Origin of the sequence: Microbacterium sp. R86528 (assembly GCF_044596335.1) — a bacterium.
Taxonomy (GTDB): domain Bacteria; phylum Actinomycetota; class Actinomycetes; order Actinomycetales; family Microbacteriaceae; genus Microbacterium; species Microbacterium marmarense.
Window position 1 is genome coordinate 2,628,546 of sequence record NZ_CP138996.1, and the last position, 22,903, is coordinate 2,651,448.

Below are 22,903 nucleotides of genomic sequence, written 5' to 3' on the forward strand. Positions count from 1 at the left end.
AACTAGTCGTCTGCGAAATCGGGCAGTGCCGCCGCCAGCTCAGCGAGCCATACTTTCGCGTTGCCATCAGACGGCGCTCGCCAGTCGCCTCGCGGTGACAGTGAACCGTACGCCGACACCTTGGGGCCGTTCGGCATAGCCGAGCGTTTGAACTGGGCGAACCCGAAGTACCGCTTCAAGAATACGGTGAGCCACTTCGAGACTGTCGGCAGATCATAGGCGTAGCGATCTTCGGTGGGGAAGCCTGGCGGCCAGGCTCCCGCATCCTTGTCTGCCCAGGCGTGCGCCGCCAGGAATGCAATCTTTGACGGGCGGAACCCGTAGCGCATGATGTGCGCAAGCGCGAAGTCATGCAGCGCATAGGGCCCGATGCGATCTTCGGTCGACTGCAGCTTGCCGTCTTGACCCGCTGGCACCAGCTCGGGCGAGATCTCGGTATCGAGTACCGATTGCAGCACGGTCGCTTCGGCGTCGTTGACGCCCTCACCTTCGGCGATCACCCACCGGATGAGGTGTTGAATCAGTGTCTTCGGAACCCCCGAGTTGACGGAATAGTGACTCATCTGGTCGCCCACACCGTAAGTGCACCAACCGAGTGCCAGTTCGGAGAGATCAGAGGTTCCAATCACGATGCCACCGTTTTGGTTCGCGAGTCGGAAGAGAAAGTCGGTGCGCACTCCGGCCTGCACGTTCTCGAATGTGACGTCGTACAGTGGTTCACCGCCCGCGAACGGGTGGCTGATTCCCTTGAGAAGTTCGGTGGCCGCAGGCTGAATGTCGATGGTCTCGATCGACGCGCCAACGGTTTCAGCCAGTGCAATGGCGTTCGATTTTGTGTGACCGCTGGTAGCAAAGCCGGGCATCGTGTAGGCGAGAATTTCGCTGCGCGGTCGGTTCATCCGGTCCATCGCCCGTGCCACCACGAGCAGGGCATGGGTGGAATCGAGCCCTCCACTGAGGCCGATGACAGGCCGTGGCCGGCCGATCGCCTCTAGTCGCTGCACGAGCCCCGAGACCTGGATGTTGAATGCCTCGTAGCAATCCTGGGCCAGACGGGCGGCGTCGTCGGGCACGAACGGAAACCGATCCAGCGGTCGCTTCAAACCGATATCGGTCGCTGGAGGCTGCAGATAGGTTTCGATGGTGAGGAACGGAGCGTCATTCGTCAACCGGTTGTCGTCAAAAGTCCCTTGGCGCAAGCGATCCTGACGCAACCGGTCAAGGTCGACGTCGGCGACTGATCGGCGTGGTCCCTCGGGGAAGCGCTCCGTCTGCGCCAGCAGCGTTCCGCCCTCATAGATCATCGTCTGGCCGTCCCACGACACATCGTTCGTGGATTCTCCCGCGCCAGCCGCCGCGTACGCATACGCCGCAAGACAACGCAATGACTGGGATTGCGCGAGTGTTCTGCGATCGTCGGCTCGCGCAATCGTGATCGGGCTGCCGCTTAGATTCAGCAGTACCGTCGCGCCCGCCAGTGCGGCCTTCGACGACGGTGGGATCGGCACCCACATGTCTTCACACACTTCAGCGTGGAACGTCAGCCCCTCGACATCTCGAACGTCGAAAAGCAGGTTCGTGCCGAAGACCGCTTCGGTCTCACCAATCCGAATGGTCTCTCCAGACCACTCCTCGCCGGGGGCGTACCACCGGCGCTCATAGAACTCACGGTAGGTGGGCAGGTATGCCTTGGGCGCGACTCCGAGTATCTCTCCTCGGTGGATGACCACAGCGCAGTTGTAGAGGCGATTGCGGTGACGCAATGGTGCACCCACGACCAAGACCGAGAAGAGATCTGTTGAGGCCGTCACAATCGTGTTGATGGCCACGGCGACCGCGTCGAGCACTGCGTCTTGCATGACCAGATCATCGATGGCATAGCCGGTGAGGCAGAGTTCGGGAAACACCGCGATAGCGACAGACTCGGCATCGCATTCCCGAGCCGAGTCGATAACTGCTCTCGCGTTGGCGGCAGGGTCGGCGATTGAAACCGGAAGGGTGCACGCAGCCACGCGGGCGAAGCCGTGCCGGTATGCGCTTGCGAAGGGGAGGCTGGTGCTCACCCCTCCAGTCTGTCAGGTGCGCCGCGCGAGGGCACCCCTGATGATGTCGGCGCTCGGGGCTAGTGTCGTGAATGAAGGGGATGCATGCGCTACATCGAGCAAGACAATCGAATCATCTGGAGTGCCAGCGACCTGAAGGCCGCGGCCGAGTGCGAGTTCGCATGGGTGCGAGGAATCGACGTGCGGCTCGGGCGAACGCCGGCTGTCGATGAGCCTGAAGACCTCACGCTCGAGCGCGCTGGTCGATTGGGCACCGTCCACGAACACCGTGTGCTCGATCAGTACATTGCACAGTTCGGCGACCGAGTCGTGACGATTCCCGAAGTGCGTTCATCGAACGCAGAAGGTCTCGCCGATGCTGTTGCCAAAACGAACGCGGCTCTCGCGTCTGATGCAGCAGTCATTTTTCAAGCAGCCTTTGCTACCGAAGAATTCGTCGGATTCGCGGATTTCCTGGTGCGTGATGAAGACGGCAGATGGCTGGTGCAAGACACCAAGCTCGCACGACGCGCGCGAGTGACGGCGCTCATGCAACTCGCCGCATATGTCGACCAGCTTGACCGTCTTGCCGTGCCCCGCGCCTCCCAAGTGCAGCTATTGCTCGGAGACGGGACCGTGAGCGAACACGACGTTGACGATCTCATGCCAGTATTCGCTCTGCGGCGCGAGCGGCTCTTCGCATTGATCGCCGATCGCGAGCTTGAGTCAGGTGCAGAGGGTGAGCCGATTGCCTGGGGAGACGCTCGCGGTGAACTTGACGTGTTCGCGTGCGGTCGCTGCGCCACGTGCGATGGCGAAGTCATCGCGTCGCGCGATCTGCTGCTGGTTGCAGGAATGCGCCCTGTTCAGCGCGCACGACTGCGAGACGCCGGCATCACGACGGTCGACGAGCTCGTGTCGGCCGCGCTCCCGCCGAAGGGTATGAGTGTCGAGGCATTCTCGATGCTTCGCACCCAGGCGAGGCTGCAACTGGCTAGTCCCGCGGGCGGCGTGGTTGAGCAGCACCCATCGCAGCAGGACGAAGATCTAGCTCCGCCGATTCCCACCTTCGAAGTTGTTGCTCCGAGCGCCCTTGGTGCCTTGCCCAGGCCAAGCGTGGGGGATCTCTTCTTCGATTTCGAAGGCGATCCGCTTCACTCCGAGCCAAGGGCGAGCGGAACTGAGCCGGCACTCTGGGGCATCGACTATCTGTTCGGCTGGGTTGACAATCTTGACCAGTACACGGCGCTTTGGGCTCATTCCTTCGACGAAGAGAAGCGTGCGCTCGAAAGCTTCCTCGACATTGTCGCGATGCGTCGACGTGAGCATCCCGACATGCACATCTACCACTATGCTCCCTACGAGCCAACTCACCTCTTGGCTATGGCAGCGCGGTACGGCACTCGCGAGGCGGATGTGGATCGTCTGCTTGCAGACGGCATCTTCGTCGACCTTTACCCCGTTGTTCGGCGTGCGCTGAGAGTGGGATCGCGGTCGTATTCGATAAAGAAACTCGAGCCGCTCTATATGGGCGCAGATGTGCGTACGAGCGATGTGCAGAAGGGCGACGACTCGATCGTGCGCTACGTCGAAGCACGTGCGCTCGACGCGGATGGCGCGCACGACGAGGCCCGTGCGATATTCGATGACCTTGCCGACTACAACCGCTACGACTGCGTGTCGACCCGTCGCTTGCGCAATTGGCTGGTCGACCGTGCTCGTGAGGCGAACCTTCGTCCTTCCGCAAACCCCGACCCATCCGAGACGGTCTACGAGCCGTCGGCTCGCTCTGTGCTGCTCAACGCTCTTGCTTCCGAGCATGACCCCGTGTCGCCTCGCGCGCAGTCGCTGCGCATGGCCGCAGCCGCGATCGACTATTACCCCCGTGAAGCCAAGAGCTTCTGGGCGATGCACTTCTTACGTCTTCGTGAACCCGTCTCGATGTGGCAAGAGTCTCGTGATGTCGTCGTGGTGGATGCCGCGCGCTCGCGTGTACTCGAAGATTGGCACCGCCCTGAAGGGCGCCGAGTAGACCGCCGCGTCATCGAACTGCGTGGCGAGTTGGCGCCCGGCACGCGGTTGGGCGAGGGCTCAAAGCCATTCGCGCTGTACGAGCTGCCGGTTCCCTTTCCGTTCGCCGCTTCACCTCGATTCATTCACGCCGATCATGCGATCACGATCATCGAGTCGCTCGACGATGGTGCCATTGTGGAAGAAACCGCGATCAGTGGTGAAACCTGGAACAACCTGCCGATTGCGTTGACGCCTGCGGCGCCGCCGCGCGCCGCGAATCAACAGTCAGCGATTGACGCCTGGGCTGACACACTGATCGACTCAGCCGCAGAACTCCCCGCGGGCGCAGCGACTGACTTGATCGCACGACGACCCCCTCGCACGCTCTCGGGTGAGCTTCCCCGGGCGAACGGTGACGATGTCGACGCCATTGCCCGAGCCATTGTCGACCTTGATCGCAGCTATCTCGCGGTGCAGGGCCCTCCCGGCACCGGGAAAACCTATGTGGGCTCGCACGTGATCGCGCGGCTTGTGGCAGAGCACGGGTTCAAGGTTGGCGTTGTGGCGCAGTCCCACGCAGTCGTTGAGAACATGCTCGATCGCGTGGTGGCTGCGGGCCTGGAATCGTCGCTGGTGGGGAAGGCGCCGAAGGACCCGTTCGCACCCGCTCACCCGTTTACGGTGCTCAAGAAAACCGGCATCGCTCAATTCGCTTCGGAACACGAGGCGAGTGGCTACGTGATCGGCGGCACCGCGTGGGATTTCGCCCACGAAGCTCGAGTGCCGCGAGGCAGCCTCGATTTGCTCGTCATCGACGAAGCTGGCCAGTTCTCACTTGCGTCGACAATCGCCGTGTCGTTGGCGTCGCCGCGACTGCTCTTGCTTGGTGACCCGCAGCAGCTGCCACAGGTGAGCCAGGGCACGCATCCCGAGCCAGTCGACACGTCTGCGCTCGGATGGGTGATGGACGGATCCGACGTCATCCCTGCCGACTATGGCTACTTTCTCGCGCGCACCTGGCGCATGCATCCCGAAGTTGCTCAGCCAGTGTCAAGACTGTCGTACCGCGGCGAGCTGCGCGCGCACCCGTCGACGGCGCATCGTTCGATTGCGGGGGTGTCTTCAGGGGTGATCCCGGTGCCCGTCCGACATCGCGGAAACGCCACGGCCTCGCTCGAGGAGGCTGAGGCGGTCGTTGAGCTCGTGACTGACCTGATCGGACGAGAATGGACCGACGTGACCGTCGGCGCTGACGGCGATATCAACGTCGAGTCGCCGAGGCCACTCGACACCGCTGACATCATCGTGGTCACTCCCTACAACGCTCAACAAGTGACCGTCGAAGAAGCTCTCATGGCCGCTGGGTATGCCGCAGTCCGCGTCGGCACGGTCGATAAGTTCCAAGGCCAAGAGGCAGCCGTCGCTATCGTCTCACTCGCCGCATCTGCGGGGCGAGATGCGCCGCGGGGGTTGGAGTTTCTGTTGCTACGCAATCGCCTGAACGTCGCGATTTCACGCGCTGAGCACACCGCATACATCGTGCACTCGCCGGCGTTGCTCGACGACTTGCCCTATACGGCGGAAGGAATGGCTCGGCTCAGCGGCTTTGCTCGACTGATAGGTCGGGGGTGAAGCACGCGTAGACTCGCGCTCGACTGGCACAATCACGACACGCGCGTGTGGGGAGACACTATGGCTGACGACCCATCACGACAGTTCGACATAGACCTTCCGCCAGAGCAGATCGCGGGGTCGTACGCCGACTTCGCAAACGTCTGGCACACGCCCAACGTTTTCGTCATGGACTTTCTCAGCCTCTCGCATCCGCCGCGCGAAGAGGTTGATCCCGACACAGGCAAACGGCGCACAACGGTGCCGGCCCGCGTCGTCAGTCGAATCCGCATTCCTCCCGAGCAGGTGTTCGAGCTCGCAAAGGCACTTACACAACAGCTTGAGTTCTGGGAGCGTGAGACCGGTCGACGTTCCTCGACCGATCCCATCGTCGGTGACTGAGGGCGCACGCCTTCATCTCGGGCAGTTCACCCGGTGTTGCAGATCACACGGGGCTGTCGATTCCACTGTGCTGTGGATCGCACTGCGCCGTGAATCACAAGGTGCTGTGAATCACACGGTGCCGTGAATCACAAGGTGCTGTGAATCACACTGCGCCGTAAATCAAACTGGGCTATAAATTACACGGTGCCGTAGAGACGATCTCCGGCGTCGCCGAGCCCGGGCACGATGTAGCCCTTCTCGTTGAGCCGTTCATCCATCGCTCCGAGAACGAGAGTGACGTCGCGCCCAGCAATCTGCTTCTCGATCGCAGCTACGCCCTCGGGTGCTCCCAGCAGGCAGATCGCAGTCACATCCTGCGCGCCGCGTTCGAACAAGAACTCGATCGCTGCCCCCAACGATCCTCCGGTCGCGAGCATCGGGTCGAGCACGAAGCACTGCCGGTCGCTGAGGTCGTCTGGAAGCCGCTCGGCGTAGGTAGACGGCTCCAGGGTCTCTTCATTGCGCACCATGCCCAAGAAACCCACCTCGGCGGTGGGGATGAGCTTGACCATGCCCTCGAGCATGCCCAGTCCGGCACGCAGAATCGGCACGACCAGAGGACGAGGCTCGCTGATCTTCACTCCGATCGTGGTGGTGACTGGAGTCTGAATCTCGTGCGGCTCGACGCGGACGTTCCGGGTGGCTTCGTACGCAAGAAGCGTGACGAGCTCCTCAGTGAGTTGACGAAATACTGGCGACGAAGTGCTCTCGTCGCGAAGCACAGTGAGCTTGTGGGTGATGAGCGGATGTTCCGCGACGTGCAGGCGCATACGCCCAGGTTAGTCGGGGTCGTAGTCTCATTGTGTGAACTTCGATCCTGCCGACGTCGTCGCGATGGCTCAAGCCCTTGAATTGGCAGCCATGGCGGGTGCCGACGGTGACGTCCCCGTCGGCGCAGTGGTGATGGATGCCGCTGGATCAGTAATCGGCGAAGGCCGTAACCTTCGTGAGCTGACGAACGATCCGACTGCGCACGCCGAGATTGTGGCGATGCGCCAGGCCGCGGCATCCATCGGCTCGTGGAATCTTGACGGCTGCACCCTTGTCGTGACGTTGGAGCCGTGTCTGATGTGCGCGGGCACTCTGCTGCAGTCGAGAGTGAGCAGAGTGGTGTTCGGTGCGTGGGATGAAAAGGCTGGCGCGGTCGGCTCCGTATATGACGTGGTGCGTGATCGTCGACTGCCGCACCGGGCCGAAGTGGTGGGCGGACTGAGCCAAGACCTCGCTGTCTCGTTGTTGCGCGACTTCTTCGACGCCAAACGCTGACTAGCGCGGCAGGTGGGGGAGGACCTCCGCGCCGAGAAACTCGACCTGTTCGACATCGCGCATATCGAGCAGCTGAAAGTAGATTCGTTGTGCGCCGAGGTCGACGAGCCTGCCTACCTTCTCGATGATCTGCTCAGCGCCGCCGGTGATATTCGTCTCGCCGCGGAACTCTGGCAGCGTGGTGCCGATGTTCGTGGCGCGACGCTCGAGCTCGGTCTCGGTTGCCGCAGCCAGCGTGGGGAGTGCGACGGAGAGTTTCAGGCTCTCAGGGTCACGCCCGAGATCTTGGCACGCTTGTCGCACGTTCTCGAACTTCTCGGCGATAACGCTCTCGGGCTGAAAACCGATGTTGAACTCGGTGGCAAACCGTGCCGCCAGGTTCGGGGTGCGGCGGGGACCGCCACCGCCCACGATGACGGGAATGCGCTCTTGCACCGCTCGCGGCAGGGCGGGGGCGTCTTTCAGTCGGTAGTTGGCGCCGTCGAAGCTGTACTTCTCATCTGCCGGAGTTGCCCACAGGCCATTGATGAGTTCAAGCTGCTCCTCGAGAAGATCAAACCGTTTGGCAGGGAAGGGGATGCCATACGCGAGATGCTCCTGCTCGAACCAGCCGGTACCTAGCCCCAGCTCTACGCGCCCACCTGACATCGCATCGATCTGTGCGACCTGTATCGCGAGAATGCCCGGCACGCGATAAGTGACAGACGAAACAAGCGTTCCGAGTCGGATCGTCGAGGTCTCACGAGCGATACCCGCGAGCGTCGTCCACGCATCTGTTGGGCCGGGGAATGGATCGCCCTCTCCCATGCGCAGGTAGTGGTCGGAGCGAAAGAAGCCAGTGAAACCGGAGCGCTCGCCTGCCTGCGCGAAGGTGAGCTGGTCGTCGTAGGTGGCACCTTGCTGCGGTTCTGTGAAGAGGCAGTATTCCATCGTCGGTATTTCTCCTATTCAGTCCGTCGAGCTCAGTCCACAGACCGGATGAAGAACTCTTCGGTGGGTGGTGCTGGATCGAGGCTCGGGCGGTAGATGTCGGGTTCGAAGTAGATGACGCGCGCCGCAGGAACCGTCTCGCGCACACGCTTTTCGATCGTGTTGATCTCATACGCGACGTCACCGAGTGACTTATCTGCGGCGAAGGCGAGTTTCGCAGCCACGAGCAACTCGTCAGGACCCAGATAAAGCGTCTTGACATGAATGATCTTGTAGACCTCGGGGCCGTCGAGGACGGCTTCCACAATGCGGTCGCGGTCGGTCACGGTTGCGCCTTCGCCGACGAGCAGGCTCTTCGTCTCGATGCCGAGGACGATTGCCACGAGCACGAGGAGGGTTCCGATCATCAGCGTGCCGATCGCATCGAAGAGCGGATTGTCGGTGACGACGGTGAGCCCCACGCCGAGCAGAGCGAAGAACAATCCTGTCAGCGCCGCGACGTCTTCGAGCAGCACCACAGGCAATTCGGGCGCCTTGGCGCGCCGCACAAACGCGATCCAGGACTGGCCTTCGGCACGAACTTGGTTGCTCTCTTTCACCGCCGTGCGCAGGGAGAAAGACTCGAGCACCATCGCGATGAGCAGCACCGTGATGGGAAGCCACGCGTTGGTCAGCTCGTGCGGATTTGTGATCTTTTCGACACCCTCGTAGATGGAGAAGACGCCACCCACCGAGAACAGAATGATCGAGACGACGAACGCATAGACGTAGCGTTCGCGGCCGTAGCCGAACGGATGCTCCGCGTCTGCTTGTCGCCGTGCCTGCCTTCCCCCGAACATCAGCAACAGCTGGTTTCCGGAGTCTGCGACCGAGTGGATCGCCTCGGCCAGCATCGACGCCGAGCCTGAAACGAAGTACGCCACGAACTTTGCGATTGCGATCCCCAGATTCGCGAGGAACGCCGCAAGAATTGCCTTGCCGCCACCAGATGCACTCATGGATTGAGTCTACGGATGCGCGACGTGTGACTGCCAGCGCAATCGCCCGATCATAAGTTGCATCTGCACCAAGTCAAGGTGTGTGTGGCATCTCACCGAGCTTGCGCCCTGTCCACGGTTTGGCTTCATCCATCGGGGTGAATGCCCCGACTTTGCTCGTGCGCTTGTCGAGACAGACGAGCGAGTGCGCCATCTGCACTGCGCAGGCGACAGAGTCGAGCACCGGCACGCCGAGACTGGATTCAAGGGCTTTGTCGAGGCCGGCGAAACCTGCGCACCCGAGCACAATGACATCCGCCCCGCGCAGGAGCAGTTCGCGGCCAGCAGTCTCAAGCGCCGCGAAAGTGCGAGCTTGGTCGTCGGCGATGTGCGAGACAGAAACCTTGCTCGCGGCGACACCAGCACATCTTGCCAGCACGCCTGCGACAGCCAGGCTATCTTCGATGCCAGCAACAGCCGCTGGCACCGTGGTGACGACGCCAAACCGTCTTCCGAGCAGGCAGGCAAAGTAGGCCGACGCTTCGGTGATGTCGACGACTGGCTGTCGCAGAGCCTGTCGCATTCCTTCGCGGCCGTGCTCGCCATAGCCTGCCATCACCACGGCATCGAAGTGCTCACGGTGAGAAAGAACCGCGTCCATCGTCGCAACTGCGGTGACATAGCTTTCGGCGTATCCCTCTGCCGATGACGGCCCCCACGCGGGGGTGACGCCGACGATCTTCGTGGTTTGGTTCGATGCGGATTCCGCGATGGCTACTATCTGCTCGGTCATCACTCGGTTTGTATTGCAGTTGACAACGAGGACCACAGGTCTCTGACTCATATCAATGCGCCACCGGCTGCAACGACCGAACCCGCGTGGATGACGAGGCGATTCGGGTCGCGATCCATGACCGCCGCCGTTGCCGTCTCGCCTCGAAGTACGACGAGTTCGGCGGGATCGCCGACAGCCATTCCTGGCCAGACGGCCTCATCGATTGAGCGCAACGAGCGGTCAATAACTCGCGCGCCACCCCATGAAGCCACAGCGAGCGCAGACTCAATGAGTGCATCGCGTGAGTAGCCCTGGGTGTACGCCAGCATCCATGTGCGCTCAAGCATGTCCCCATTGCCCCAGGGAGACCAGTAGTCCCGTTGGCCATCCATACCGAGACCCACTCTGATGCCTCTTTCTAAGAGATCCTGAAGTGGTAGATCGAGGGGGTCCACGTGTGACCCCTTGGGGGCAACAGTGGTCAACGCGATGTCGAGATCAGCGATCTCATCCAAGGCGGCCGCGACACCGGGGAGCCCCGACGCGAGCGAGAATGCGTGCGAGACCGTTACGAGTCCGTGCATTCCGAGCGTTCGCACGCGTTCGGTGATCAGCTGCAGCGAGAAGAGCCCGAGCGTGCCGCCCTCGTGCAGGTGGATATCGATTCCTACGCTGTGCCGCTGCGCGAGTTCGAAAACTGTGTCGAGATGACGGCGTGGATCCCGGTCCAAAGCGCACGGATCGATTCCACCGATGAGATCTGCGCCGTTGCGCAGCGCTTCATCTAGTAGCTCCGGCACGCCGGCCTCGAGATGAATTCCTACCTGAGGAAAGGCGACGATCTCGACATCGGCGCGGTCGCGGTGTGCTTCGCGCGCGGCAAGAACGCCTTCGAACTTCTCTAGACCCGAGTCAGCATCGATCTGCGCGTGGCTGCGAACGCGGGTGGCGCCCTGTTCGATCATCCGTCCGAGAGTGTATGTCGCGCGATCGGCGACACTTTGCTCGGCAGAGCGCCAGTTCTCACGATCATTCGTGATCCGGTCCCACAGGGTATTTCCCCCGGTGTGGGGGCGGAAAGGGAGCCCCATGCGGGTGGAATCCAGGTGCACATGCACATCGCTGAACGACGGCACCACGATGCCGCATTCGCCGTCGATCTCGGCAACACCGGCGAAGTTGCCAGAGTCAGAGTGCGGCGAAATGGCGTCGATCACGCCGTCCTGAAGGACGATGTCGACGGGGAGCTGCCCCCATGGGCGCACATTGCGCAGAATTGTTGAAGACATCACGAGCCTTTCTTGCGCCAGTGTGACGCGTAACAGAGGAGAGGCGAGTGGAGGGCCGCTTGCAAACGGCCCTCCACTCGCGTGACAGTAGCGTCAGTCGCTGAATGTGACGTCGGCGAGCATGAACTCCCCGTCGACACGAGGGGTCCAGTCGATGCCGGCAGTCACGGCATAGTCAGCGTCAGGCGTGTAAAGCGGAATCAAGTAGGCCGCTGCATAGTTGGTGCTGGCGAGTTCGTCGAACACAGCGATCCTGTCAGCGCCATCGACCATGCGCTGTTCTTCAACCAGCGCGGCCGTGGTCGGGCTCTGCGCGTAGTCGTTCTGTCCGCCCGCGAACATGTTGGTGATGGGCATATCGCCGTCCATAGTCGACGGCGCCCACGTGTTCAAGAAGATGCCATCCATGTCGACGGTGCCGTAGATGCGGTTCGACAGACTGGCCTGATCCATTCCCACAAGCTCAACTGTGATTCCGGCGGCTTCCAAGTAGCCACCGATTGCTTGCGCAACCTCTGAGCTCATCGGGATGCGACCGTCAGTGGCATACTCCAGAGCAATCGCGGTGCCGTCATAGCCGGCTTCAGCGAGGAGCGCTTCGGCAGCGGCAGGGTCATAGGCCGGGCCTTCGCTGCCATCGACGTAGCCGGTGACATTCGGCGCAACGATCTGGTCGTTGGGAACAGCGCGGCCATCCAGCACGGCCGAGACAAGCTCGTCGCGGTTGATCGCGTGCCACACAGCGAGGCGAATCTTCTCATCGGCTAGCGGACCCGAAGTCGAGTTGATGCCCAAGAACGTGGCACCATTCGACGCACGTGACACAGACTCCGCGCCGCTGCCCTCGAGTGAAGACACCTGATTTGGCGAGATGAGTGCGACATCGAGACTCCCTGAAATCACTCCGTTCAGGCGGGCTTCTTCGTCAGCGACCGTCTGGAAGGTGAGAGTGTCGACCTCAGTCACGTCTCCCCAATAGTCGTCGTTGCGCTCAAGAACGTAGTCAACACCGCGCGACCGGCTAACGAAGGTGAATGCTCCACTGCCGACCGGGGCTTCGGCAAACTCTTCTGATCCGAGTTCCATGTACAGCTCAGCGGGAACGATCGACTGCGCAGTAGTGATCGATGGCCACGGCGAGAACGACGAGTTGAGTTCGAAGACGACGGTGGTTGCATCCGGTGCAGACACCGATTCAAGCATTCCCATATAACCCAAGTTGTCGGAGTCAGGCGTCGCGAGAACCTCGGTGTAGGTGAACGCGACGTCTTCAGACGTGAGCGGGGTGCCGTCATGAAACTCAATGTCGTCGCGCAGCGTGAACGTCCACTCGGTGAAGTCATCATTCGCTGACCACTCGGTCGCGATTGACGGCATTATGTTGCCGTCCGCGTCGAGCGTGGTGAGCTGGTCAAACAGGTTGTAGTAGATGTTGTAGCCGGCGAGTGATCCATCGACGATGCCGTCGAGGGTCTTTTCCGGTTCAGTGACGACGCCTATCGTCAGGTCATGATCGGGGGATGCTTCGCCTTCGGCGCCTCCGGATGCGCAACCGGCAAGCACAATGCTGCTCACTGCGACGGTCGCGAAAGCGAGCCCACGGCGGGGGGTGCGGATGAGTCTGCGTGACATTTGTGATTCCTCGGTTTCTCAGGGGGTAGGGGCAGGGCGCTGGACTGATCGTGGTGAGTCTGGTCTGAGGTGCGGATCTGGGATCGGGATCGCTGACAACAGCGATCGCGTGTATGGGTGCTGGGGCGAGTCGAACACTTGATCGCGCTGGCCGAGCTCGACGATGCTGCCCGCGCGCATCACCGCCACGCGGTCTGACAGATACCGCACCACCGACAGGTCGTGGGCGATGAACAGATATGACAGGTCATGTTTCGCCTGCAGATCGATGAGCAGGTTGATCACCTGCGCTTGCACTGATACATCGAGTGCCGACACCGGCTCGTCAAGAACGAGAACCTCGGGACGCAGAGCAAGCGCTCGCGCGATGCCGATCCTTTGTCTTTGTCCGCCAGAAAACTGATCCGGTGTGCGACGAAGGTTCTCAGCGCCGATGCCGACATCTGCGAGCAGCTCAACCACGCGTTCTTTGGAGTACGTGCCCACAATCTGCAGGGGCTCTGCAACGATGTCATGGACGCTCAACCGTGGGTCCAACGACGAGTACGGGTCTTGAAAGACAAGCTGCACGCGGTTTTGGACAGCGCGTCGTCTCGCCGGGCTGAGCGTGCTCAGCGTCTCACCAAGGACTCTTATTGAGCCGGCGGTCGGCTTGTTCAAGCCAAAGACTGTGCGAACGAGGGTCGATTTTCCGCAGCCGGACTCGCCGACAAGTCCGAGGGTTTCGCCCTTCTGAAGCGTGAGAGAGACTCCATCGACGGCGTTCACGACGTGGCGTCCGCGGAGACCCTTGCGTCGCGTGAATTGGACATGCAGATCATCGATCTCAAGAACAGGCGCGGCAGAGGAAGCCATCACGAATTCACCACCGTCTCGAAGGCCGACATGGCTTCGGCATGATGGCAAGCGGCGAAGTGATCCGTGCCGACATCGCGAAGCGTGGGTACGGCGCTCGCGCATTCGAGCGACTTGGCGGGAAGCTCGCAACGCGCAGCGAACGCGCAGCCGCTGCCACGGCGAGCTGGCATCGGAGGAGAGCCCGGGATTGCGTAGGCGCGCCCGCTAGAACGGTCTGCGGTGAGCAGACTCGCCAACAGTCCAGCGGTATAGGGGTGTTTCGGCTGATCGAAGATATCCCAGACCGTGCCCTGTTCGACGATGCGGCCCGAGTACATGATGCAGATCTGGTCAGCCGTCTGCGCGACCAACCCAAGATCGTGAGTGATGAGAACCATAGCCGCTCCAGACTTAGCCCGTGCTTCGGTGAGAAGCGCCATGATCTGTGACTGGATCGTCACGTCGAGGGCTGTCGTCGGCTCGTCGGCGACTAGTAGCCGTGGATTGTGAGCGATCGCCATCGCGATTACGGCGCGCTGGCGCATTCCGCCTGACCACTGGTGTGGATAGGACTTGCCGCGTTCCGCCGAGTCGGTGACACCCACCGAGTGCAATAGCTCCTGCACTCGGTGGTCGATTTCGTCGGCTGAGCGACGCTTTCCTCTCAATTGCACTGCGCGTGCGAGCTGGTGGCCAACTCGTTTGACAGGATTCAGTGCGGTCATGGGGTCCTGGAATACCATCGCCAGCTCATCGCCGCGTAGTGCACGCAACTCACGATTCGACAGCGCAAGCAGGTCGCGACCGCGGTACTCGATGCTGCCGCTGAGCACTTCGACACCAGTGGGCAGAAGGCCAAGCACCGCCGACATGGTGATGCTCTTGCCTGATCCAGACTCGCCGACGAGGCAGAGCACTTCTCCTTCTTGCACTGAGAACGACACTCCGTCTACCAGTCGAACAAGGCCGTGTTTCTCATCTCGGGTGGCGACGACGAGGTCTTTTACCTGCAGAAGCGGGGGTGTGCTCATTGTGTAGCCTTCTTCTTTCGTCGGCGGAGCGTCGAGATGTTTCTCTCAGCGGTGAACCGCTGGCTGACGAGGTTCGTGCCGATCACCACCAAGAAGATGGCGATGCCGGGGATCAATGCGAGATGCGGCGATTCGCGCACGTATTTCTGGCCTTCGCTGATCATCAACCCCCAACTTGGAGTGGGCGGTTGCACACCGAGCCCCAAGTAGTCGAACGAAGAAGTGAGCAGGAGGACGCCCCCGATATCAGCCGAGGCGAGAATGACCATTTGCACGCTCACGTGTGGTGCGATGTGGGTGCTGACCGTCCAGTAGGGGGTAGCGCCTTGAATTCGCGGTGCGATCACGAAGTCCCGACCGCGCAAAGCCATCGCTGTGCTCCGCGCGACGCGTGCGTATCCCACCCAATAGGTGGCGGCAAGCGTGAAGATCATGAGCCACACGCTCGGGCCGAGCGAAGCGGAGAGCGCGATCAGCACGAGAATCACGGGCATTGCGAGTTGTACATCAGCCCACCCCATCAGCAGGTTGTCGACTCTTCCTCCCGCATACCCGGCGAGCATCCCGGCGATCATGCCGGTGATGGAGTTGACGACCACGACTAGCAGCACGATTCCCATCGAAACTCGCCCGCCAAGGGCTAGCCGGCTGGCAAGATCGCGGCCGAGCATGTCAGTGCCGAGCACATGGTTTGCGTCCGTGAACGGTTCGAGGAGTACAGCGGACAGGTCCTGGGTGTAGGGGTCGTACTGCGCGAGGAACGGGACAGCAATGATGTAAATGGCCACGATTGCGAGTAAGCCAATGCCGACCCATTCTTGGGCCGAGAAGCTCGGCAGCCGAATCTTGGCGGCAGTGTCAGGGTCGGGAGCGACGAGCACCCGGTCGTTGTCGATCGTCGTCATGCTGCTTGTCTCACTCTCGGATCGATCGCAGCGCTGAGCACGTCAACGATCGCGTTGGACAGGATGAACAAAGTGGCCACAACGATCAGCCCAGACTGGACGACGGGAAAGTCTCTGGAGTAGACGGCGCTGAGCATCAGTTGCCCCATGCCCGGCCATGCGAAGACGTTCTCGACGATCACAAGGCCGCCGAGAAAAGTGCCCAGACTGATTCCAGCGATCGTGAGAACCGGCAACGCGGCGTTGGGTAGCAACTCGTGCACAATCACCCGGTAGCGGTTCTCACCGCGGGCGAGGGCGGTGCGGGCATAGTCCAGCCGGAACTGTTCGCCGAGCGAGTTATCGAGCAGCCGAAGGTAAATCACAAACTGGGCAGTCCCGACGGTTGCCGCGGGCATCACGATTGAGAAAGGCGCGCTATCGCCAAGCGAGGGCAGCCAGCCCAGGTGCACTGAGAAGATCAGCACAAGCAGCAAACCGAAGAAGAAGTCGGGGATGGCCTGTCGCGCAGACCCCAATCCCAAGAATGCCGTGCGCACCCCTCGACTGCCGGAGAGTTGAACGATCACTGCGGCTGCCAGCGCGAGTGCGATGCCAAGGAACAGCCCTGTTACGCCGAGCTCGATCGAGGCGGGAAGTCGTTCGAGCACCAACTCCATAGACGAGACGCCTGTCTGCCGGTAGGAGTCGCCGAAGTCGCCAGTGACGATTCCTGCGAGGTAATCGATGTACTGCTTCCACACCGGCTGGTCAAAGCCCAGTTGGGTGTTCAGGGCATCGATCTGCTCCGTCGACGCATTCTCGCTGAGCAGCAGCGCTGCAGGGCTCCCGCTCAGCCTTCCGAGCAAGAACGCGATCGTGACCACGACGAAAACCGTGGTCATCGCTTGCGCCAAGCGGCGTCCGATGAGACTTGCCATGCCGCACCCCCCGACTGTCTAGGAATTGATCTGGGATACAGAATTGCGCACGAGTGTTTCGTTCGCGTGACACGGCGTTTCTGAAGGATGAACTCTTCGGATGAATAAATCGCGATGAGCGCGCGCGTTTTTTTGCCGTAAATATGGGCATTTTTCGCGACTGGCGTCGTCATCAACAGGACAAGGTGCGCAAATTCGTCGAGCGAAATTGAACTATCGTCGCTTCTAGCGAAACCCGTTTGGGATACAGAAAGTAGATACGAAGATGGCGACACTCACTCTTACCTCGGCGGAAGTTGAGGGCCTCGTGGACTGGGATGAACTCTTTGAGGCGCTCACCCGTGCGCACTGCGAGCTTTCAGCTGGCGAAGCGGTGCAACTGGCGCCCCACGCCCTGTACCTCAGCAATGATCGCGCTGACGATGCACCGACAGTTGTGCCCATGGCAGCGTTCGCGCCATCGTTGGGCTTGTTTGGACTCAAGGTGTTGGCAGATTCGCCCCGAAACCGCGCCGAGGGTCTGCCTGCACAACGCTCGAGCATTTCGGTGTTCGATGCAGGCACCGGCGAGTGCGTAGGCGTTGTGGACGGTCGTTCGTTGACCCGCATGAGAACCGCGGCGGTCACGGCGGTTGCAACCCGCTCGCTTGCTCGGGCTGACTCGCGTGTGCTCTGCCTGCTTGGAGCAGGCGCGTTGGCGATCGAACACGCCGCCGTCTTGTCGCGCTTGTTCGAGTTTGATGAAGTGCGGTTGTGGTCACGTTCCCCCGAACGATCCCGCGACGGGGTTCGCAAGCTCAGAGAAGCAGGCCTGCCGGCGACTTCGAAAGTGAGTGTCGCGGAGGCCGTTGAAGGCGCCGACATTGTTTGCACCTTGACGCCCTCTTCGGAACCGATCCTCTTCGGAGCCCAGATTGTCGAGGGGGTACACGTCAATGCAGTTGGCTCGCCGCCGCGTTCAGCGTTCAGCGAGCTCCATCCCGACGTCTTTCAGAGAGCCACTGCCGTGGTGGTTGATGAGCGATCAGTCGCGCTGGCCGATTCAGGGAACATTCGCAATGCATGCGATGCCAACGCGCTCGCGCCATCGGCGTTGGTTGAGCTGGGCAAGGTGTTCAGCGCCCCCGCAACCGGCCGCGTGAACGCCTCTGACATCACCGTCTACAACTCGGTCGGGATCGGGTTGCAGGATCTCGCGGCTGCGGATCACGTGCTTGGGCGTGCTCGGACTCTAGGAACTGGCACGATGGTTTGCATTCGAGAGTGAACGAGGGATAGAGATGGTCGATGAAACACTGGTGCAGGATTCTCTGGCCGAACAGGCTTATCACGCGCTAAGGGCATCGATCATCACAGGGCGTTTCAAGGAAGGCTTGGCGCTGAAGGAGAATGCGCTCGCGGCGGAGCTAGAGGTGTCGCGCATACCCGTCCGCTCTGCGATGCTGCAGCTGGCAAACGACGGTTTCGTGGTCACGGCGCCTCGGCGCAGCGCACGAGTGACGATCTGGACCGCAAGGGGAATCAACGAACTTTTTGACGTGCGATTGAGCCTGGAGAGCCTCGCGGCGAGGCTTGCCGCACAGAACATTCGCCGAGGGGCCGATTCGACGCCGCTTGCCGAGTCTCTTGACCTCGCGCACCACGCTGTAGCGACGAGGGAGCGCATGGCGATCGCTGAAGCGCACGCGCGCTTTCACAACGAGATCGTTGCGCTCGCCGACAGCGCGCTGTTGCGAGACCTGATGCGGGCCGTGTCAGCCCGGATGACCTGGATGTTCTATTTGACCGGTGCTGAGCGAGACCCAGGCGTGCAATCTCACGAACACGATGAGCTCTTGGCTGCGATCGACGAAGGAAACGACCGGTTGGCCGAGAGCATTGCTTTCTCACATATTGAGAAGGGACGAACACCTTCGCTCAAAATCATCCTTGACCGTGGGTGACTTCTAGGATTGCAAGATGACATCTCCACGAATCGCAATCCTCGGCGCCGGCTCAATGGGTGGCGCAATTCTGCGCGGATTGGTGGGATCTGGGGTTGCCGCAGCAGGCATCACCGTCACCAATAGAACGGCGGAAAAGGCCCGTGAGCTCGCGGAGCTTGACGGAGTCACCAGCATCGCCTTGGAGTCTCAGCCCACGGGCAACGCCGACGCAGCTGCGACCGCAGACGTCGTGTTGATTGGCGTCAAACCGGCTATGGTCCCCGATCTGCTGCGCGAAATCGCCCCCCATCTGAAGCACGGCACCATCGTGGTGAGCTTGGCGGCTGGGGTGACCGTCGCCACGTTCGAGAGCATTCTTGGCGCCGACGTCTCGGTCGTTCGCTCCATGCCGAACACTCCCGCCTTTGTCGGCAAGGCGGTGACCGGCATCGCGGCCGGTACCGCGGCGAGCTCCGAGCAGATGTCGCTAGTGCGAGCGTTGTTCGAAACGTGCGGCGAAGTGCTCGAAGTGCCCGAAACCAAGATCGACGCACTCTCGACCATTTCCGGCTCGGGACCCGCATATGTGTTTCTACTCATCGAAGAGCTCACCAAGGCGGCGGTAGCCAAAGGCTTCACTATCGATGAGGCACGCCGCATGGTGGAACAGACTTTCATCGGGGCGACCGCACTGCTTGACGCTTCAGATGACGATCCGGCCGAGCTTCGCCGCCGAGTTACGAGTCCCAACGGCACGACAGAACGCGCAGTTGCGGTCTTGCAAGATGCGAACCTTGACCAGGTTTTTGCGCGTGCGACCGATGCCGCCCTAGCTCGGGCAAGAGAGCTTGCGGCGAGCTCGTAGCGCCGGGGCTCTATCGATCAAGCGCGGCGAAGCGCTCGATGTCGGAGTTTGTGCCCGAGACGATGATGAGGTCGTGGTTTGTGACGATCGTGTCTGCTTCGGCGTAGCGGAATGGGCGACCGGGGCTCTTCACGCCGACGACGGTGACGCTGTACTTGGTGCGTACGCCAGACTCGTTCAGGCCCACTCCGCGAATGAACTTCGGGGGGTACATCTTGGCGAGCACAAAGTCGTCGTCGAAGCGGATGAAGTCAAGCATGCGACCGCTGACCAGGTGCGCGACTCGCTCGCCTGCTTCGCGCTCGGGGTAGATGACGTGGTTCGCGCCTACGCGGGCCAGGATCTTGCCGTGAGATTGTGAAACGGCCTTAGCCCAGATCTGCGGCACTTTGAGGTCGACGAGGCTGGCGGTGATCAGCACGGATGCCTCGATGGATGAACCTACGGCGACCACGGCCACTTGAAAGTCCTGGGCGCCGATCTGCTTCAACGCGTCGATGTTGCGAGCATCTGTCTGCACGGTGTGCGTAACGCGCTCAGACCACTTCTGTACGAGATCGAGGTTCTCATCGATGGCAAGCACCTCGCGCTCGAGGCGGTCGAGTTCGCCCGCACACGCGGCGCCGAAACGACCGAGGCCGATCACTAGGACGGGAGCGTCGCTCCGAATGCGCTCAACCAACAATCGGCCTTTCCACGGGCAGCGAGTAAAGCTGCGATCGAGATGTTGCTGCCACAGCCGCGGCGAGTGTCACTGTACCAATGCGACCCATGAAGATGGTTGCCGCCATGACATAGATTGCGGGGTCGTCGAGGTCAGCGGTGAGACCAGTCGAGAGCCCCACCGTCGCGAAGCCAGAAATCACGTCGAAGAGAACATCTGCGATCGGCGCTTTGCTCATCTGCGCGATCACGATGGTCGAAAGCGCCACCAGCGTCGCGCCCCACGCGACAACCGACAGCGCGACGCGCTGCACATCGCTGGGAATGCGGCGTCCGAACGCTTCGACCGAGGTGCGCCCCTTGGCTTCTGACCACACAGCCAGAGCCAACACGGCGAGGGTGGTCACCTTGATTCCGCCGGCTGTGGATGCTGAACCGCCGCCCACGAACATCAGCATCGAGCCGACGACGAGCGAAGAGCCATAGAGCTCACCGACGTCAACCACCGAGAAGCCGCCAGAGCGGGTCATGGCCGACAAGAAGAACGCTTGGAATGTCGTATCCCACGCATCCATTGCTCCGAATGTGGCGGGGTTGTTGAACTCGAGGCTCAGGAAGGCGATAGCACCGGCGAAGAACAACAGCATCGTGGTGATGATGGTCAGCTTGGTGTGCAGCGGCCACCGGCGCACGTGCCAGTGGTTCTTCCACAGGGCGTAGATCACCGGAAAGCCGATGCTGCCGAGGAATACGGCGGTCATCAGGATGGTCATCAGCACATAGTCATCGGCGAACGCGGTCAAACCACCCGGGTTCGGCGTAAAGCCGGTGTTCGTGAAAGCCATCGCCGCGTAGAACGGCGCTTCCCACAGCGCATCCAGCGGATTGATCTCTGCCATAACGAGGGTGGGGTACAACGCGATTGCTACGAGACCCTCGATCAGCAGAGTCGAAAGAGCAACGGTTCGAAGAAGCTGACCGACTTCACCCAGTCGAACTGTCTGGCCCTCGTTGACGGGGCCGCCGTGCGCACGCAGTGGGTTCGAGTCGCCCGCCGCCATCAGCTTTGCGCGCAGGCCCAAACGCTTTGAAATGACGAGTCCGAGGATGGACGCAAGGGTCAACACGCCCATGCCGCCAATGTTGACCCCGACGAATATGACGGCTTTGCCGAACCCTGAGAACGTGGTTGCGATGTCGACGGTGGTGAGGCCCGTCACGCAGATTGTCGATACTGCGGTGAAGACGGCATCGGCGAAACGCACCCGATAACCGGGTGCCGCCGCAATCGGAAGCGACAACAGCGCGGTAAACAGCATGATGAGGATCAAAAAGACCACTACCGCGAACCGTGCCGGCGAAGATGTTGTTGCAGAGCGCAAGGTATCGCTTGTCGCCTTCGCGGCCGCACGCACTCGGCGCGCGAACGACGCCGCGGGGCCAGTCGCCATGCGTCGCCTCTCTTCCTTCGTGGACCTCAGTCATGGTACTCGTCGCGTCGCCCGACTACTCTGAAGTCATGCCGGACATCTTCGACGTGATTGCGGACGGTACGCGCCGCGACATCCTGAGGTTACTTCTCGATCGCGTCAACGAGGGTGAACGCGGGACTAGCGTCTCGCATATCGTTCACGAACTCGGGGTCAGCCAACCCACTGTTTCCAAACATTTAAAGGTGTTGCGCGAGTCTCAGCTGGTATCGGTGCGCGAAGAGGGCCAGCACCGCTACTACAGCCTGTCTGCTGCGCCTCTCGATGAGATTGATGACTGGTTGGTCCCCTTCCTCGGCAGTGGGGAAGATGATCTCATCGCTGAATCGACACTGACGGATTCGGCAGCACACGCGGCCGAGGTAGTGGGCCGTGCCGCCGCATCCGCCAAGCACGCCCTTGAGAGTGCACTCAAGAAGCTTCCCGGTCGCTGACGCCGTCTTCACATCCGCCTCAAGCGTCACTCGGGTTTACACGCGCACGCATCCCGCTCTAGAGTGTGCACAGAGACTCTGGGGAAAGGGATCGCTATGGCTGAGTTGCCTGATGTCAGATTTCTGACGGTTGCTGAAGTTGCCGCGATCATGCGCGTGTCAAAGATGACCGTCTACCGTCTGGTGCACGCGGGGGAACTGCCGGCGGTGCGCTTCGGCCGCAGTTATCGCGTACCAGAAACGGCTGTAACCGAAGCATTGCAACGACCCATCGCTGACGTCGGCTAGACTGACGAGAGGCATTTTTGCATATTGCCGTTCCCGGGCGCGCACGAGCTGCGCCCAGACCCCGACATTGTGAGGTTTTCCGTGGGTTCAGTTATTAAGAAGCGCCGCAAGCGCATGGCGAAGAAGAAGCACCGCAAGTTGCTTCGCAAGACCCGCCACCAGCGCCGCAACAAGAAGTAGCAGCGGCTAGACACCAAGCGCCTGTCCTCGGACGGGCGCTTCGTGTTGGTCCTGCCAACCGTCGGCACCGCCCCTGAGAGGACAGTCCCATGCAGAGCATCAGCGTGCAGCAACTGCGCGAGCGATCAAATACTCCGCTTATCGACGTGCGCGAAGCAGACGAGTTCGCGTTGGGGCACGTGCCGGGGGCAGTGAACATTCCCATGTCGAGCATCGGGGGCCGACTCGATGAGCTTCCTGAGGGCCCTTTCGACGTGATCTGCCAGGTGGGTGGGCGATCCGGACGAGTGGTTGAAGCGCTCGAGTCCCGCGGCTACGACGCGACAAACGTCGATGGCGGCACCGGCGAATGGATCGCTGCCGGCTACTCAACCGAGAATTGAGCA

Annotated in this window: 23 protein-coding genes; 10 read left to right on the top strand and 13 right to left on the bottom strand. The window is 61.4% G+C overall.

Annotated elements, in window-relative coordinates; all coding sequences use genetic code 11:
- Positions 1 to 2: 2 nt before the first annotated feature.
- On the bottom strand, positions 3 to 2,063 hold the full coding sequence (locus SJY18_RS12160; protein ID WP_396667772.1) for an NAD(+) synthase: 2,061 nt from the start codon (positions 2,061 to 2,063) through the stop codon (positions 3 to 5).
- Positions 2,064 to 2,147: 84 nt separating this feature from the next.
- On the opposite strand from SJY18_RS12160, the gene SJY18_RS12165 reads away from it, so the two are divergent.
- Both SJY18_RS12165 and SJY18_RS12170 read left to right on the top strand, forming a co-directional pair.
- Positions 2,148 to 5,687 carry a TM0106 family RecB-like putative nuclease gene (locus SJY18_RS12165; protein ID WP_396667773.1) on the top strand — a complete coding sequence of 1,180 codons (3,540 nt, stop codon included), beginning with the start codon at positions 2,148 to 2,150 and terminating at the stop codon, positions 5,685 to 5,687.
- Between the two features lie 60 nt (positions 5,688 to 5,747).
- The gene (locus tag SJY18_RS12170) at positions 5,748 to 6,068 is read left to right on the top strand and encodes a DUF3467 domain-containing protein (RefSeq protein WP_337337319.1); all 321 of its coding nucleotides are present in this window, start codon (positions 5,748 to 5,750) and stop codon (positions 6,066 to 6,068) included.
- A gap of 179 nt (positions 6,069 to 6,247) precedes the next feature.
- Here the strand turns inward: SJY18_RS12170 and upp are convergent, their stop codons facing one another.
- Positions 6,248 to 6,880, bottom strand: coding sequence for a uracil phosphoribosyltransferase (upp, locus tag SJY18_RS12175; RefSeq protein WP_337337320.1), 633 nt, complete (start codon positions 6,878 to 6,880; stop codon positions 6,248 to 6,250).
- A gap of 64 nt (positions 6,881 to 6,944) precedes the next feature.
- On the opposite strand from upp, the gene SJY18_RS12180 reads away from it, so the two are divergent.
- On the top strand, positions 6,945 to 7,376 hold the full coding sequence (locus tag SJY18_RS12180) for a nucleoside deaminase (protein ID WP_396668918.1): 432 nt from the start codon (positions 6,945 to 6,947) through the stop codon (positions 7,374 to 7,376).
- On the opposite strand, the gene SJY18_RS12185 is transcribed toward SJY18_RS12180, so the two are convergent.
- The 9 genes from SJY18_RS12185 to SJY18_RS12225 all read right to left on the bottom strand — a co-directional run bounded on the left by SJY18_RS12185 (position 7,377) and on the right by SJY18_RS12225 (position 16,672).
- A complete protein-coding gene (locus SJY18_RS12185; RefSeq protein WP_337337321.1) occupies positions 7,377 to 8,306 on the bottom strand; it encodes an LLM class F420-dependent oxidoreductase in 930 nt (309 codons plus the stop codon).
- A gap of 32 nt (positions 8,307 to 8,338) precedes the next feature.
- The gene (locus SJY18_RS12190) at positions 8,339 to 9,304 is read right to left on the bottom strand and encodes a cation diffusion facilitator family transporter (protein ID WP_396667774.1); all 966 of its coding nucleotides are present in this window, start codon (positions 9,302 to 9,304) and stop codon (positions 8,339 to 8,341) included.
- A 73-nt stretch (positions 9,305 to 9,377) separates the two neighbouring features.
- Positions 9,378 to 10,127 (bottom strand): aspartate/glutamate racemase family protein, encoded by a 750-nt coding sequence (locus tag SJY18_RS12195; protein ID WP_396667775.1) that lies wholly within the window; start codon positions 10,125 to 10,127, stop codon positions 9,378 to 9,380.
- On the bottom strand, positions 10,124 to 11,347 hold the full coding sequence (locus tag SJY18_RS12200; RefSeq protein WP_396667776.1) for an amidohydrolase family protein: 1,224 nt from the start codon (positions 11,345 to 11,347) through the stop codon (positions 10,124 to 10,126). The genes SJY18_RS12195 and SJY18_RS12200 overlap by 4 nt, the downstream gene beginning before the upstream one ends.
- Positions 11,348 to 11,440: 93 nt before the next feature.
- Positions 11,441 to 12,979, bottom strand: a complete 1,539-nt coding sequence (locus SJY18_RS12205; RefSeq protein WP_396667777.1) for an ABC transporter substrate-binding protein — start codon at positions 12,977 to 12,979, stop codon at positions 11,441 to 11,443.
- Positions 12,980 to 12,997: 18 nt separating this feature from the next.
- Positions 12,998 to 13,834, bottom strand: coding sequence for an ATP-binding cassette domain-containing protein (locus SJY18_RS12210; protein ID WP_396667778.1), 837 nt, complete (start codon positions 13,832 to 13,834; stop codon positions 12,998 to 13,000).
- On the bottom strand, positions 13,834 to 14,847 hold the full coding sequence (locus tag SJY18_RS12215) for an ABC transporter ATP-binding protein (protein WP_396667779.1): 1,014 nt from the start codon (positions 14,845 to 14,847) through the stop codon (positions 13,834 to 13,836). The genes SJY18_RS12210 and SJY18_RS12215 overlap by 1 nt, the downstream gene beginning before the upstream one ends.
- Complete coding sequence (locus SJY18_RS12220) at positions 14,844 to 15,752, bottom strand: ABC transporter permease (protein ID WP_337337328.1); 909 nt, start codon at positions 15,750 to 15,752, stop codon at positions 14,844 to 14,846. Before SJY18_RS12220 ends, SJY18_RS12215 begins: the two co-directional genes overlap by 4 nt.
- Positions 15,749 to 16,672: an ABC transporter permease gene (locus SJY18_RS12225; RefSeq protein ID WP_337337329.1), complete on the bottom strand. Its 924-nt coding sequence runs from the start codon at positions 16,670 to 16,672 to the stop codon at positions 15,749 to 15,751. The genes SJY18_RS12220 and SJY18_RS12225 overlap by 4 nt, the downstream gene beginning before the upstream one ends.
- A 265-nt stretch (positions 16,673 to 16,937) precedes the next feature.
- Between SJY18_RS12225 and SJY18_RS12230 the strand changes: the two genes are divergently transcribed.
- From SJY18_RS12230 to proC, 3 genes are read left to right on the top strand one after another with little or no spacing between them, the layout of a single operon-like run.
- A complete protein-coding gene (locus SJY18_RS12230) occupies positions 16,938 to 17,939 on the top strand; it encodes an ornithine cyclodeaminase family protein (RefSeq protein WP_337337330.1) in 1,002 nt (333 codons plus the stop codon).
- Positions 17,940 to 17,952: 13 nt separating this feature from the next.
- Entirely contained in the window at positions 17,953 to 18,615 is a 663-nt protein-coding gene (locus SJY18_RS12235; protein ID WP_337337331.1) for a GntR family transcriptional regulator, read from the top strand.
- A gap of 16 nt (positions 18,616 to 18,631) precedes the next feature.
- Complete coding sequence (gene proC / locus SJY18_RS12240; protein WP_396667780.1) at positions 18,632 to 19,462, top strand: pyrroline-5-carboxylate reductase; 831 nt, start codon at positions 18,632 to 18,634, stop codon at positions 19,460 to 19,462.
- A gap of 10 nt (positions 19,463 to 19,472) precedes the next feature.
- Here proC and SJY18_RS12245 read toward each other — a convergent pair whose 3' ends face one another.
- Positions 19,473 to 20,144 carry a TrkA family potassium uptake protein gene (locus SJY18_RS12245; protein WP_337337333.1) on the bottom strand — a complete coding sequence of 224 codons (672 nt, stop codon included), beginning with the start codon at positions 20,142 to 20,144 and terminating at the stop codon, positions 19,473 to 19,475.
- The gene (locus tag SJY18_RS12250; protein ID WP_337337334.1) at positions 20,137 to 21,576 is read right to left on the bottom strand and encodes a potassium transporter TrkG; all 1,440 of its coding nucleotides are present in this window, start codon (positions 21,574 to 21,576) and stop codon (positions 20,137 to 20,139) included. The genes SJY18_RS12245 and SJY18_RS12250 overlap by 8 nt, the downstream gene beginning before the upstream one ends.
- A gap of 68 nt (positions 21,577 to 21,644) precedes the next feature.
- On the opposite strand from SJY18_RS12250, the gene SJY18_RS12255 reads away from it, so the two are divergent.
- From SJY18_RS12255 to SJY18_RS12270, 4 genes are all read left to right on the top strand, one after another.
- On the top strand, positions 21,645 to 22,049 hold the full coding sequence (locus SJY18_RS12255; RefSeq protein ID WP_337337335.1) for a metalloregulator ArsR/SmtB family transcription factor: 405 nt from the start codon (positions 21,645 to 21,647) through the stop codon (positions 22,047 to 22,049).
- A gap of 96 nt (positions 22,050 to 22,145) precedes the next feature.
- Positions 22,146 to 22,337 (top strand): helix-turn-helix domain-containing protein, encoded by a 192-nt coding sequence (locus SJY18_RS12260; protein WP_337337336.1) that lies wholly within the window; start codon positions 22,146 to 22,148, stop codon positions 22,335 to 22,337.
- 81 nt (positions 22,338 to 22,418) lie between these two features.
- Entirely contained in the window at positions 22,419 to 22,517 is a 99-nt protein-coding gene (locus SJY18_RS12265) for a 30S ribosomal protein bS22 (RefSeq protein ID WP_003792170.1), read from the top strand.
- 89 nt (positions 22,518 to 22,606) lie between these two features.
- Entirely contained in the window at positions 22,607 to 22,900 is a 294-nt protein-coding gene (locus SJY18_RS12270) for a rhodanese-like domain-containing protein (protein ID WP_337337337.1), read from the top strand.
- Positions 22,901 to 22,903 lie beyond the last annotated feature (3 nt).

Coding starts and splice junctions, on each gene's coding strand:
- upp (WP_337337320.1), bottom strand. CDS start 6,880: ATGCGCCTGCACGTCGCGGAACATCCGCTCATCACCCACAAGCTCACT.
- SJY18_RS12220 (WP_337337328.1), bottom strand. CDS start 15,752: ATGACGACGATCGACAACGACCGGGTGCTCGTCGCTCCCGACCCTGAC.
- SJY18_RS12185 (WP_337337321.1), bottom strand. CDS start 8,306: ATGGAATACTGCCTCTTCACAGAACCGCAGCAAGGTGCCACCTACGAC.
- SJY18_RS12215 (WP_396667779.1), bottom strand. CDS start 14,847: ATGAGCACACCCCCGCTTCTGCAGGTAAAAGACCTCGTCGTCGCCACC.
- SJY18_RS12180 (WP_396668918.1), top strand. CDS start 6,945: ATGGCTCAAGCCCTTGAATTGGCAGCCATGGCGGGTGCCGACGGTGAC.
- SJY18_RS12250 (WP_337337334.1), bottom strand. CDS start 21,576: ATGGCGACTGGCCCCGCGGCGTCGTTCGCGCGCCGAGTGCGTGCGGCC.
- SJY18_RS12230 (WP_337337330.1), top strand. CDS start 16,938: ATGGCGACACTCACTCTTACCTCGGCGGAAGTTGAGGGCCTCGTGGAC.
- SJY18_RS12190 (WP_396667774.1), bottom strand. CDS start 9,304: ATGAGTGCATCTGGTGGCGGCAAGGCAATTCTTGCGGCGTTCCTCGCG.
- proC (WP_396667780.1), top strand. CDS start 18,632: ATGACATCTCCACGAATCGCAATCCTCGGCGCCGGCTCAATGGGTGGC.
- SJY18_RS12255 (WP_337337335.1), top strand. CDS start 21,645: ATGCCGGACATCTTCGACGTGATTGCGGACGGTACGCGCCGCGACATC.
- SJY18_RS12200 (WP_396667776.1), bottom strand. CDS start 11,347: ATGTCTTCAACAATTCTGCGCAATGTGCGCCCATGGGGGCAGCTCCCC.
- SJY18_RS12165 (WP_396667773.1), top strand. CDS start 2,148: ATGCGCTACATCGAGCAAGACAATCGAATCATCTGGAGTGCCAGCGAC.
- SJY18_RS12195 (WP_396667775.1), bottom strand. CDS start 10,127: ATGAGTCAGAGACCTGTGGTCCTCGTTGTCAACTGCAATACAAACCGA.
- SJY18_RS12260 (WP_337337336.1), top strand. CDS start 22,146: ATGGCTGAGTTGCCTGATGTCAGATTTCTGACGGTTGCTGAAGTTGCC.
- SJY18_RS12225 (WP_337337329.1), bottom strand. CDS start 16,672: ATGGCAAGTCTCATCGGACGCCGCTTGGCGCAAGCGATGACCACGGTT.
- SJY18_RS12210 (WP_396667778.1), bottom strand. CDS start 13,834: ATGGCTTCCTCTGCCGCGCCTGTTCTTGAGATCGATGATCTGCATGTC.
- SJY18_RS12270 (WP_337337337.1), top strand. CDS start 22,607: ATGCAGAGCATCAGCGTGCAGCAACTGCGCGAGCGATCAAATACTCCG.
- SJY18_RS12170 (WP_337337319.1), top strand. CDS start 5,748: ATGGCTGACGACCCATCACGACAGTTCGACATAGACCTTCCGCCAGAG.
- SJY18_RS12205 (WP_396667777.1), bottom strand. CDS start 12,979: ATGTCACGCAGACTCATCCGCACCCCCCGCCGTGGGCTCGCTTTCGCG.
- SJY18_RS12235 (WP_337337331.1), top strand. CDS start 17,953: ATGGTCGATGAAACACTGGTGCAGGATTCTCTGGCCGAACAGGCTTAT.